The sequence below is a fragment of the Bacillus sp. JKS001846 genome (assembly GCF_900176455.1).
Classification (GTDB): Bacteria; Bacillota; Bacilli; order Bacillales; family Bacillaceae_G; genus Bacillus_A; species Bacillus_A cereus.
In genome coordinates, this window is sequence record NZ_FWYG01000002.1 from 480,362 (window position 1) to 493,309 (window position 12,948).

Here is a 12,948-nt window from a genome sequence, read left to right on the forward strand (position 1 = left end):
AGATTCTCTCCGAAAAAAAATCGTGTATAATTGTTGAAGAATCCATTTCGATGTATAGAACACTATACTATTCGAAATAACATCAGAATCTAGGAGGGATATAATGAACGCTACGCTTGAACTATTTCGTTACCATGTTTGGGCTAATAAAAGAGTTTTTGATCATTTAAAGAAACTTCCTGATGATCTGTATCGTAGACCACTAAAAAGTGTATTTCCTACCATCAGCGACGCATTAGCACATATCTATTCTGTGGATAACACTTGGATAAGCATAATGTACCATGAAAGTCCTGAGGACATTTATGCTGCAATGACGAGCTCGCGTGAAGAGGTAAACGATGTCACGCTCGATGCATTTGAGGCTTACTTTGATAAAATAGCAGCTCGATATGAAGAGTTTATTTTGAACCATCAATTTGATTTAGAGACAATATCTGAGTATCCGCTTAAATTCGGTGTGTTGCGGGCTAATTACAACGATCTCATTAGGCACGTGGTTAATCACGGCACATATCACCGTGGTAACATTACTGCAATGCTTAGACAAATGGGTTATGAAGGTATTTCCACAGACTATGGATTTTACCTTTTTGAACTGAAACGATGAACACTCCTTCGGGAGTGTTTCTTTATAAAAGTTGTTCTCGATTTGTCTCCAAAGTATTTTCTCCTATATTTTCTTCACGTTTCCAATCATTACATGTAAATCTAGGGCGAATTGATGCCCATCTACGCTATTCATAAATTTAGCCCCTTAACGTATATTTTCGTTAAAATGTTGGCGGTACGCCTATAAGCGTATTATCTAAGTGATACAATTAAGAAAAGGGAGGTGTATGTATGAAAAAGGGTTCTATACGAAGAATATTCCTGAAGGAATGGACGTTTACTCTGGTACTGATAGCAATTTTCCTTAATGTTTATATCCAAAAAACAGATATAGCACACATTTCCCTGCTCAAATTACTGTTTATTCCCGTTATCTTTATCGTTGCTCATTTCGTAGATAAGAAATTTGCAAAGTATGCAAGTTAGACATAGAAGGTATTCTGAGGTTAAAAAAGCAATCAATGTAAGGATTTCTCCCTTTCTGTTTCGGAAAAGGGTTGCTGTAATATTAAAAATTAGTTTCGAATAACGAAAATTATGTAAATAAGCTGTCCATATGGGCAGCTTATTGTATGTTTTTGCTTAGCGTGTTTTTCTTCAAAAATGCTGGCGGTACCCCTATAAGTACACTTGCAAGTATATTTATAGATGTACTTATAAGTGAATTATTTGTATTCCTGTCTATATAATTTAAACGAATAAATAGCTCCAATGAAGAATACAAAGGCTTCAAATAATATAAAGATTTGACGGAAATTCTCAATATCCTTACCAACTAGAGAAATAAATATAGCATTCATTAGAATTTGAATAGTAAACATACGAGAAGTAATTTTTAAATAAATAGCATTTGTTCTTTCATATGGTTTACCAATTTTTTTGTAAATAATAATAAGTGCAATTGCTGAACCCAAAAATAGAAGTGCTGTAAGTCCTACAACGATATTAAAATTGGCTGTACTTTCTAACATCCATTTATTTAATAGATCAATCATTATTATCTTCCTTTCCTACATAAGAGAATATTTCGTTCTTCTTTTTCACTATAATAAAAAAAGAAAAAGGAAAACATCGAACTTTCTTACAAACATTCGTGTATTCTTACAGTTTTGTCATTTTATAAATTTATTCATCGTCTTACCTTTCCCTATTTTCTTTGGGAAACATGGTGAATTACGAGAAAGAGCGCTACAAAATCAACTTTCGAAAACCATAATTATGTAAACACAAAAGTCCTCCAGTTAAACAATCCGGAGGACTTTTAATAGTTTTCTAAGTTATCTTCCAAATACACTCAATCCTAAATAAATCAAACTATAACTAATTAAAGCACTTGCAAGCATAAAACCTATTTTTAATAATTTATCTTTTATATTAGGCTTTACTTCACTTATAGGTTTTCCTTCTATAAAATCAACTATTTGACGAAAAGTTTTTAAATTATGCTCTTTTTTCAAGTTTTCAAGCTTCGATGATGAAAGCATAAGCAAAATCACTAGTACCACAGGTATTATAAGACCATAATAACCAAAAAAGTAAAATACAGGTGCAATAGAAATAGGAAGTAGAATCATTAATGCTAACATAATGTAACTCCACTTAAAGAAAATTGATTTTTGAAGTTCTTCTTTCATGATCTTTACATCTCCTTTAACTAAATCATCCAGGGAGACATTAAAAAGAATACTCATCATTAATAAATTATGAATATCTGGATAGTTTCTTTCATTTTCCCAGTTAGAAATAGATTGTCTGGAAACATGAATTTTTTCTGCTAACGCCTCTTGGGACATGTTATCCCGTTTACGAAAATATTGTATCTGTTTACCAATGTTCATTTATACATCTCCCTTAAGTTTGAGGTTAAGTTAAAGGCTAATTAAAGACTACCAAATTTCTTTATAATAACGTAATTTTAAAATGTAAAAATGTTTTATCATGCAATTTCCGCTTTATTTTTACTTCCTACAACGATAATTATATAAATAAGCTGCCTATATGGGCAGCTTATTGTATTTTTGGCTTAGCGTGATTTTTTTCGAAATACTGGCGATATTCCTACTAGATTTAATTTGAGGTTTACAATCTATTAATCAAAGAAATTATTCAACTCTTTACTCATAATGTTCGATGTTTTTTGCTTTGGTTTTTCAATTTTATTAAGCAGAGACTGCGAAGTGTTTTTCTTATTTTTTTGCTGAGATTTTAAGTGCTCTTGGCGTTCTTTGTAACTCATAGGTTTATATTCTTGTTTCTTCTCATCATTTTTCGAATGATCTTCTCTATTTTTTTCTAAGTTTTCTTGAACCGTAATACTAATAGATTCGTAAACTTTTGCTACATCTTCATCTAGCTTGTTTTCTTCGGTATGATTAAGCATTTCTTCAACTGGAACCGTGTTGATTTCTACATGTGTTTCTTCTGCCTCTGTTATTGTAACGGGAGGTCCATTAGATGGGAATTCTTCAAACAGTGTTTCGGTCTCATCAGGAATCACGGAATGAATAATGGAATCTTTATTCCAATCTTGCTCTAACATAGTAATAGATAATTCTTTGTTTAGTTCTGCTACCTCCATGTTAATTTCATAGCATTCGTCCATAGGAGGTAATTCTATATCTATGGTTTCTTTAATATCTTCTTTCACGACTGGTTCTTTTATTTCAGTGCTTATACTTTCTAGATGTGTTTCTTCTGCTATAACAGGAAGTTCATCATTTCTTTGTAGTGCTTCTATTAATCTTGATGCACGTGTATAACTAATTTCAAACGTGTCTTGTAGTACCGGTATAGAGGCACTTCTCGCTTCTTTCACAAAACTTAAAACATCGTCGTATAGAATATCCTTAAAGGCGCTAGTCTCATCTTGTACAGTTCCTTGGTCTTCGCTTCGAATCGCTACTTCCCGTGAAATAGTATTATTAGATGAATGGGTAGTATTAACACTTGTTTCTTCTGGCATACTACTATTATTTGAAATTAATACTTTACGAGGTCCATCCCCTGTGTAAGAACTTACAATTTGATTTTGTTCTAACTTCTCAATACATTGCATAGCCTTCATATAGCCAATCCTGAATTTTCTTTGCAGAAGAGATGGCGAGACTTGTTGTGATTCGATAATAAATTCCTTAATATCTTCATACAACTTATTATCAACTTCATCATCAACATTTCCCTGCTGGCTCATTGCTGCGGGTTCATTAGGTAAGGTTTCATTTTGAGACTTGTCTCCCTTATAATCCTCCAATGATACAATGTGTTGATGCTCCACGTTTGTTTCCATTGTTTCCATGGAGTTATTCTGTTCAATCTCACCTTCTCGGATAGGTGGTAATGGTTGTATTTTCTTCATGTTTTCTGCATCTACATGCTTCATAGGATTTGCTTTTTCGATAGATTCATTAATAAGGCGAAGACGCTCATTTTCCCAATATTCACCTGTTTTTGTATCTACTTGAATGATTGCTTGGGCGAATTCTTCTTTTGGTACAAAGTTACTTGTAATTTGTTGTACAGGTTGCACATGATTATCTTGTACGATACGAGCAGCACAGATGAATGCACCTTGTGCCATGATATCTCCTGGTGACATAACAACTTCTTTGGACTTTTGATAGGTTGATCCTAGTCGACTAACAGGATTCTCTTGCATAGGAGAAATACCCTGTTCGGATTCCGCCTCTTTAAATTCCTCTTTCTCACCAAACATGTCAGAGAAAATTTTTGCATCGTATGGCGTTACATCTCCAAATATCATTTTGTTACGGAACGAACCTAGTAGAGTAAACATGTATTGCTCTGTGAAGTCGAGGGCTAATTGCGATAGTGTTTGACTAGCGATTGTTAGAATTACTTTATATTTACGAGATTGTGCAGGGAATTCTTTAAACGGCCGCACAACATAATCCGGAAACTCATCGACAATTATGTGATGATAAGGTGAGACGTTTGGTTCCCTACGGAATACCGCATTCTGCATACTCAGCAATACAAATTTTCCTAATACATTAGAAAGGTCTGCTAATTCCCCTTTTGCGGTATTAACAAGTAGAATGCCACCCCGCTCTAAATGGACATCGAAATCAAAATCAGATTTTCCAAATAAAACACGTCGTATTAAAACGTTTGAAGCTAAATCTTTTAATATGTTGCGTAAACCTTTTACATATTCTTCTTCTCTGTCATAATGCATTGGTTGTCCGCGGTATTTTCCTGATTTATAAACTGCTGGTTCACCTTGAAAATCCATTTTTTCACGAATGGTATTATCAAACCATTCATCAATACCTTTTATAATTTTATATTCATTTTTTTGGTCACGTGAAGCAGCGCCACTTTGAACAAAATCATATAACTTTTCGACCTGTACTTTTAATAGTTTATGCATACGGTGAACACGTTCTATATCGTCATACATCTCAATCAAATCGTCGAAGGTGACATCTTTTTGCGGGTTGTAAAGCTTTAATAAATAGATATGTTGTTTAAGGTGGTTACGTTGAGCTTGTTCAAAGAATGCATTGTTAGATTCTGACAAACCTTGAATAACCATTGCGAAGACCTCTGCTACTTTATCAACTGGCCCTCGCAGAATGTTTATATTTTTGGTATCAGGATTAGTTGGATCAATGTAATAAACCGAACTTGCTGGGATTTTATGTGCTTGTACTAACTTAAATACTTTTTGACATAAATCATTACTGGGTTCAATAACAGTGACACCATTTAAAAATGTTCCTTTTACTTCTTCTGTATCATAATCATTCTTTTTATACGCAGTTTCAAACTTATTTATGAAACGTACCATCCAGTGTAAATCTTGATTTATCATAGGAATAATTAAACTTGATGTTTTACCAGAACCAATTGGTCCAATAATGATACCATTTAACGTTCTATCTTTCCCTTTAATCCGGACCATTTCTTTATGCTCAATATGAGGTCCAATTTCTACATCAGGATATATTTGTTCTTCTTGGCTATTAAACCATTTTTGTAATTTGTGATTTTTATATTCGTATTTTTGTGCCCACTTTAATATCTCTTCTCGGTAACGAACAATATGCCCACTATACCAAAGTGTAAACAAAATCATAAATACTGTTGGTAAAAATACAAAAATCATAGTGAGTGTGTGGAAATTGCCTGTTAAGACATGACCTAAGGCTTCATACTCACCAAAATTAAGATGTTTTGATTTATCCGTAAGATAAGGAATAACCTTTGCATGGATTGGAGCAGTTGCAAACCATAAAAATTGAATATCAACCGCAAAGTGAGAAGCAACCAAAATTATTAATTTCCCATTATTTACATGTAAAGCTGGAATACGGCTGTAAAACCTAAAGCTAAATTCTCCTAACAGTAAAGAAAAGAACATTAGAATAAGCGGTACATATGTAATTTCTATAGGATAAGACGGTGGTTCAAATGCATAGTAGAGTAACTTGATGTAGTTTACTAAACCGAATCCAAATGAAAGAATAAATCCGCTAATTAAGCCGATTGTAGTAAATAACGGTAATCGTTGTTTAAATGTCTCCATATAGGCTCACCTACTTCTTACAGATATAGTTGAGCTTTATGTTTAAATTGAAATCGATTATTGAATTCTGGTTGGAATAGTTCCTTTGATTTTTCGAGAAAGAATTCTGCTGCATCTTCAGTTTGTTTTAAATATAAATCAATACTCTCTCTCTCACAGAGTTGATTGTATTCTTGTTGAGAAAGTACCGCGATATTTACCTCGATTTTTTTATCCGTTGCCGTTTCAATTATGACATCGTACCAATAGAAATTTGGTTTCCCTGGAATTTGGATATCTTGTAGAGAAACACTAAACGTTGCTCCCTCTTCTGTAATATGATTAAGGACTAGTTCCGGGTTTTTAAATGCTTCTCTAGCAGAGAGTACTTCCCCAGTAGTAGTAGTTGCATATTGTAAATCCATTTTGATTTTCCACCTTTCTCCATATAAAAAAAGGCAAGCGACACCCACTGTAAAAACAGCGTGTGTCGCTTGCCTTAATTTCATATGTTCTGATTTAATTTTAGTTTTTAGTGTTTAGTTCAAACGTAATTCTATCACCTTAAATAATAAAAATCAATAAAATTGTATAAAAGTATATAAAAAATAAACGATTAATATAATTCAACAAGCTTGCGTCTTTTCGGGTGTATGTTATTTGCAGTACGCGCCATGATCTGTTCATCCGCGTCGATAGTAACACCTTCATTTTGGAGGGATAGCAGTAATACGTTGTCATAAGTGTCCATTAAAAGTATATCTCTAGCCTTTTTGCGCTTTGGATAGATCACAACAAGTGGTACCCCTTCATCACCTTCTCTTCTTGAAAACACAACATCGTCTAATCTAGCAATCATTCGGTAATCATTTTCATTCCCAAAAATAAAGAAGAAATCTTGCATAACATCTTTATCTCTCCTATACGTTCGTCTAAGACCACCATCTATTGTTTCCGTAAATGTTTGAACTTTTTCAACAAATGCATAACGCCAATCGGCATCTCCTACTGTGCGTTGAGATAAAGGCAAAAGAATATCTTGTTCAAAGTTTTGGTTATCATCTATTCCTAGAATGATATCTGAAATAACATCTCCAGCTTCTTTCAAAGAGCAGATGTGCATATTTAGGTTTGGTAGATTCATTAAATGTTCATGATATTCTCGCATAGAAAATAAGAGATTTTTCATACGTACGTATGGTGGTTCTGCATCTTGCGCAAGGAACATCGACTTGTCATAAAGAACAAAAACAACCGTTACATTCTTATCAGTTTTTTGCGCGTAATCGATGTACTTCCCTACTTTTTCAACTAAGGTAGCATTAGTTTCTTTACACATATCCATCTCTATATAAATATTTTTATTATGATATGAAATGTGTTCATCAGGAATTAAAGGTAACTGAGCATCTTGAATTGTCATGTTTTTCTTTAGGTAATAGGAACGGATATCTAACTCATTTAATATTTCATTACTAAATGTCTTTTTAGTAATAGCTAGTAGAGTACGTACAAAAACTTCACGTGCACATAAAGTATGAAGTGTAATTACACGTGAATATCTTTTTTTAGAAACGTTCGGTGGAAGTTTCCCTATTTTTTGTAAGAATTCAATAGCTTTTTCTTTTAAAGAGAATGAAGCTCGTTTTGTTATACTATCCTCTCTTTTATCAATCTTTTTAGTTAGGATAGCGCCGTATTGTGAGTATCGATCTAGCTTTGTGAATATGCTAGCTTCTGAACATTCTCTTCTCTCAAATGCACTATATAACGTTGTGATTTGTCTTGTTGTAAGAGCTCTTTTGTAATATAAAACTGTAAAAACAAATATGTCTGCTTCTTTTAGATGAAAATATTTCTGGGTACCTGCCCTTTTATATTTATACACTTTCTGCGGCACTATATACACCTCTTATTTATAATTAAATTTAAACAAAATCAGTAGTATTTTATATACTATTACATCTAAATATTGATTGTAAAATAAGAAAAAATGAATTTGAGAATTTCTTTTCTAGAGATACCTATTCTTGTACCCCAAAGTTGTGGTGGTAATGAGCTTTAAAAATCTATAGTAAATCATTAGCCTCATGGGGTTTATTAGATTTCCCTGATTGTTAGGGCGAAGTACTACTAGGTAACTAACAATTACTCAGGAAAAAGTTACTAATAAAGTGATACTATGCCGTCCTAACACGAAGCCGATTAAGATATTAAAATTTTGATGGATTACAATTATTCAAAAATTATAAAAGGATTTTGGGAATCAAGGATGATTTTCTTTATTTATTATTTGATTGGATGTTTATTTTTAATACTGGTTTATCTTGGGAATTTAGTTTTTAGTTTCCCTCCCCCGTGCTGAAATGGCAATTTAGTAAGAGGAAAATTAATGTTATTTCTATCTTATCAACGGTACATTTCAAGTACATTCATAGGTTTTGTATATTAATCTAAGTTCTATAGAATTCTCATTCACTAAATTGTAAACCTATGTAACAAACTTAAGGAACCGTTTTTTGTTTATATGAAATTGATAGAGTAAGAATGTTAGAAAGATCTAAGCAAAATTTCAATTATTCTAATCTATAAAGTATTTAACTAAATAACCTAGTGATTTTGTGGATATGAAATTAACAATCATCCTTAATAAACTTTTAAAAGTTACTGAAATTGATAAGAAATCGGGTTCGTATATAGACCGTCCTTTTTTCATTACACATATATTTAGGTGGATTAGTAACACAATTAACATAACATTAACAATCTCTAATTTAACAAGAAGTGAACTGTGTAAAAGGAAATGTAAGCATTTATCAACATAAATACATGAGTGTAGTGCAAATTATTAAAATGCAGGCGTTTTTCATCATTTATATGTAAAGTGCATATATAAAGTGTATATATAAGATTTATATATACACTTTATTATGTTTTGTTTATATATAATTGACAATTAATGAGGGATTAATTGTTGAAATATATAACCTTACATATACAACGTATGCATACGTTGTATATGTAAGGTGTATAAGATTATAATTAGATAATATATAGGTTTCTTGATGATGAAATAAAATCTTTTTTTATGTTTTTGTTTCATTTAATCATGATGGTAAAAAAAATATTATGAAAATGTAAATTACATGAAGTGTCAAATTGACATATCATATGTACGTTTTATATATACGTCGTATAGAAGAGGCTATGGGAAATATAGATTGTTTCTATTAGAGTATATATAAAACTTATATATACACTTTCTATATAAGTTTTATATATAATGACTTGATATACGGTGTATAATGATGTACTATGTTTCTAGGAATAATTAACCAATGTTTTAGGGGGGGACAACTTGAACGAAATATTAAGTGAAAAATATCAAACAATTAAGTTTACAGATGAAGTAGTAAACATGTTTGCTGATATTCTTGAACAAGACGAGATACTATATAGTGTATTTCTATACATAGGAAACGTAGTAAATAAACAATTCCAAGAGACAAAATACATGAGGGGCATATCCATTAATGAAATAGTGGAAAATGTAGTTATAGACAGGCGAGTAAAGAAAAAAAAAGGAAAATCTTATTCACTAGAGGTTGAACGTACAAATATATCAAGACGTTCAGCTGAAATAAGTGTAAGTACATTATCATCAATGTCTTTAATTTATGAAAAGACTATGCATCCATATAAATTTTTAATCTCAACTTATAGAGGACAACAAGTACTTATTGAGTTAGGGAAAAGAAAAAAAAGTGAATAAGGAGAGATAAAATAATGGCGAAAAACTTCTTGAAGAATGAAGTGGCAGTTAAAATGACGATGGTTGGTTTTGGACAAGCTGGTACTAGAATGGTAGACAAGTTTGCGGAGTATAAGCATACAGATGGGACAGCAGTATATAACTGCTTAGCACTAAATAGTAATGATGGAGATCTAGCTGAATTAAAAAATGTGCCTAAAAGCAATCAGGTTTCACTTAAATTAGGTGGCTTAGGTAAAAACCCAGAGCGCGCGGTTAAAGTTCTAGATTCAAATGAAGAAGCAAAAGAAAAATTAAAAGACTTTATCACTGAACGTGTAAGACCATCGGATGAACTTGTTCTATTTTTTGCTGGATTAGGTGGAGGAACAGGAACTTCTACAATAATTAAGGCTATTGAAGAATTTTCGGCATTTCATAACAAGCCGATAATTAGGAAAGAGTTACAAAAGGTTGCACAACAATATCCAATGGCTGAGATTAAAGCAAATCAAGCAAAATTTGCAAGAATAGCCTTTGAAAATGCTATTGAGCGTAAAGATTTTATTAAAATGGGAATTGTGGTGACACTTCCTGTCCGAGCTGATGGGCCAGATGTACTACGACAAGTAAATAAATTTTCACAAGAGATTTGGAAACTAGCAAATGACAAATCTAAAGGTGTAGCATTTGTAGTATTTGCTGATAACCAGCACTTTTATGATGAATTTAAGGAATTAAATGAAAATGAGAAAAAAGGTATTGCTAATTCAAGAGACTATGCAAATCAACGGATTAGTGAGATTATTCATGAGTTAAACACTGCTGCTAATGGTTCTGGTACTTCTGTAATACTGGACTCTCAAGACTTTAAACGTATTTTACTTGAAAAAACGGGCTGCTTAGTAATTAATAAAGTTTCTCGTAATATGAACCAAATAGAAAATAGTCATGCGATTATAGAGATGTTCCAAGAGTCATTAAGAGGAAGTTCATTCCACCATCCAATTGATTTAATGAAAAGAAATAATGATGGTTCTGTTGAAGCATCAAAAGTACATCATTTTGGTATGTTGGCTATTTTGGATGAGCAAAAAAACATTGATGATTCCTTTATGGATGACGCTAAAGTAGAAGTTTCAAATAATCTACCTATCAATGGTACTGTATTTAATGGATATCTAATAAGTAAAAATGATTTCTTAGGAAGCGTGTATACGTTCTATAAAACTGATGCGTTACCATCAAGGTTATCTAAAGGATTAGTAGAAGAATTTAATGAGTTTAAGGAAAGACAAAGTCAAATTCAATATACAAAGTCCCAAATTAGTACAATAGAGAGTATAGATGAGGATGAAGATTTAGGGTTTGCGTTTGGAGATTTTATTGACATGGGCAATGATGAAGATGAAAATTCTGGGATAAATGAAGATGATGAATTAGCAGATTTTCTAGATCCAGATAAGATGTTTGGTACTACAAAATAATAAAAAAGTCTGGATGTTTATCCAGACTTTTTTATTATTCTACAGCATTCATAAGAGATTTTATATAATCAATAATATTATCCTGTATGTACTGCTCAATGAAGAGTTGCTTTTTACTCAAATCTTCCTCTTTTTTAAACCAACCTGCTTTCCTAGTACGTTCCTCTTCAGGTTTACTATTCCACAGATTTTCTGCTTGTTTTCTTAATTCTTGTCGTGCTCTGTGCTCAATAATAAAGTTATCAAGTCTATCTTGACGTTGACGCAATTTTATGGTTTCTTCATCCTCTGGCTGTGGCAATTGTTTAAGTATACTCTCCACTCTCTCTTCATAACGAGACTCAATATGTTTTATTTTCTCTTCTAACTGTTTAGATACCATTTTTTCAATGATTTCTGCAGTAGCCTGAAGGTTTAATTCAGTAGATACCTCATTTGATTGATTCTCTGGTGATACAGGTCTTAAATCAAATTGGTGTGGTAAAAGGTCAATAATTGCATCTAAAGACCATTTTTCATCCCTTTTTAGCTTAATAAATAGAGCGATTTCAAGATCTAATGTATTATAGAGTTTTTCATTGGTATTTTGGGTTCTTAACGTTTCGTGAAGTCCTTTTTCCTCTAGAATATTGAACCAATTATAAACGGTATTATGATGACGTCCAACTAGTTTAGAGAATTCAGTTATTCGCCATGCTTTTTCAAAAACATTATCAGTTAATATATCATCATCGTTAATTTGATGGTCTTGTGATTCGTTTTTTTGTTCAATCATTGTAACTACCTCCTTAAAAATCAATGCATGAACACCCAATATGAAATTAACATGTGAACTGAAATTGACATGTTAGGCAGTATTGTGGTGATATTCATATAAATCCCTGTATATCCAGTGACTCATATGAAATGTGAAATTAACATGTTAGCATGTTCTTGTTGACAGAACATTAACTATAAATGCAAGAATATGCTTGGTTTATTAGTGTTATTATTAACTCCAAGTATATAAATGGTAATGTGCTATCAACGAAAATCTCGATCCTTTACATTAGTGAGATCAATGATAGTTGCTATGAGATTAACAAAATACGTTACTTAATACTAATGATAAGGAAATATAGTTGTTTTGTAAACAAGTTATAAGGAGATAATCATTGATAGTGAGGAAAAAAGTAGACTTAATCTAGGGAATTTAAATTATAGTGTATAATTGCTAGAAATAAAGATAATAATATTACTAAATTAGTAGTATGTTATGAGCTCAAATATATTTAGAGTATAGGATCGGCATCAATATAAATAAACAATGAGATTTAATACCCACTCCATGCTGCACGGAATATTTGAGATGGTTTTATGTGGTTACGGTAATACTGATGTTTTTTAAACGTCCTAAAGACATCATTCATCTAATTTCAAACAACATGTTCCATATTATAGTAGTGTCTTCCTGTTTAGAGGTAATTCCAACTCAGAATTGACATTAACATGAAATTTAACATTAACATAGAAAGTGTAATGAGGAAATGAATTCGCTCAGTTGTCAATGTCTTGTTAACTAGTCGTTAGTT

Annotated in this window: 9 protein-coding genes; 3 read left to right on the forward strand and 6 right to left on the reverse strand. The window is 31.9% G+C overall.

Annotated elements, in window-relative coordinates:
• The first annotated feature begins 103 nt into the window (after positions 1-103).
• A complete protein-coding gene (locus B9A45_RS31335) occupies positions 104-610 on the forward strand; it encodes a DinB family protein (RefSeq protein WP_084065953.1) in 507 nt (168 codons plus the stop codon).
• Positions 611-1,277: 667 nt separating this feature from the next.
• Here B9A45_RS31335 and B9A45_RS31345 read toward each other — a convergent pair.
• From B9A45_RS31345 to B9A45_RS31370, 5 genes are all read right to left on the reverse strand, one after another.
• Complete coding sequence (locus B9A45_RS31345; RefSeq protein WP_084065955.1) at positions 1,278-1,607, reverse strand: 6-aminohexanoate hydrolase; 330 nt, start codon at positions 1,605-1,607, stop codon at positions 1,278-1,280.
• Between the two features lie 282 nt (positions 1,608-1,889).
• Positions 1,890-2,450, reverse strand: a complete 561-nt coding sequence (locus B9A45_RS31355; protein WP_084065957.1) for a helix-turn-helix domain-containing protein — start codon at positions 2,448-2,450, stop codon at positions 1,890-1,892.
• A gap of 251 nt (positions 2,451-2,701) precedes the next feature.
• Positions 2,702-6,160: a DNA translocase FtsK gene (locus B9A45_RS31360; protein ID WP_084065958.1), complete on the reverse strand. Its 3,459-nt coding sequence runs from the start codon at positions 6,158-6,160 to the stop codon at positions 2,702-2,704.
• A gap of 17 nt (positions 6,161-6,177) precedes the next feature.
• A complete protein-coding gene (locus B9A45_RS31365; protein WP_084065959.1) occupies positions 6,178-6,564 on the reverse strand; it encodes a hypothetical protein in 387 nt (128 codons plus the stop codon).
• A 191-nt stretch (positions 6,565-6,755) separates the two neighbouring features.
• Positions 6,756-8,039, reverse strand: a complete 1,284-nt coding sequence (locus B9A45_RS31370) for a replication-relaxation family protein (RefSeq protein WP_084065960.1) — start codon at positions 8,037-8,039, stop codon at positions 6,756-6,758.
• A 1,458-nt stretch (positions 8,040-9,497) separates the two neighbouring features.
• Here B9A45_RS31370 and B9A45_RS31375 point away from each other — a divergent pair.
• Together B9A45_RS31375 and B9A45_RS31380 are read left to right on the forward strand one after the other, a co-directional pair.
• The gene (locus B9A45_RS31375; protein WP_061655383.1) at positions 9,498-9,911 is read left to right on the forward strand and encodes a hypothetical protein; all 414 of its coding nucleotides are present in this window, start codon (positions 9,498-9,500) and stop codon (positions 9,909-9,911) included.
• Positions 9,912-9,925: 14 nt separating this feature from the next.
• Positions 9,926-11,377: an FtsZ/tubulin family protein gene (locus tag B9A45_RS31380; RefSeq protein ID WP_084065961.1), complete on the forward strand. Its 1,452-nt coding sequence runs from the start codon at positions 9,926-9,928 to the stop codon at positions 11,375-11,377.
• A 34-nt stretch (positions 11,378-11,411) separates the two neighbouring features.
• Here B9A45_RS31380 and B9A45_RS31385 read toward each other — a convergent pair whose 3' ends face one another.
• A complete protein-coding gene (locus tag B9A45_RS31385; RefSeq protein WP_000572542.1) occupies positions 11,412-12,152 on the reverse strand; it encodes a MerR family transcriptional regulator in 741 nt (246 codons plus the stop codon).
• Between the last annotated feature and the right edge of the window lie 796 nt (positions 12,153-12,948).

Excerpts from the sequence above, each read along its gene's own strand:
- B9A45_RS31385 (WP_000572542.1), bottom strand. The coding sequence starts at position 12,152 with ATGATTGAACAAAAAAACGAATCACAAGACCATCAAATTAACGATGAT.
- B9A45_RS31365 (WP_084065959.1), bottom strand. The coding sequence starts at position 6,564 with ATGGATTTACAATATGCAACTACTACTACTGGGGAAGTACTCTCTGCT.
- B9A45_RS31360 (WP_084065958.1), bottom strand. The coding sequence starts at position 6,160 with ATGGAGACATTTAAACAACGATTACCGTTATTTACTACAATCGGCTTA.
- B9A45_RS31380 (WP_084065961.1), top strand. The coding sequence starts at position 9,926 with ATGGCGAAAAACTTCTTGAAGAATGAAGTGGCAGTTAAAATGACGATG.
- B9A45_RS31355 (WP_084065957.1), bottom strand. The coding sequence starts at position 2,450 with ATGAACATTGGTAAACAGATACAATATTTTCGTAAACGGGATAACATG.
- B9A45_RS31335 (WP_084065953.1), top strand. The coding sequence starts at position 104 with ATGAACGCTACGCTTGAACTATTTCGTTACCATGTTTGGGCTAATAAA.
- B9A45_RS31345 (WP_084065955.1), bottom strand. The coding sequence starts at position 1,607 with ATGATTGATCTATTAAATAAATGGATGTTAGAAAGTACAGCCAATTTT.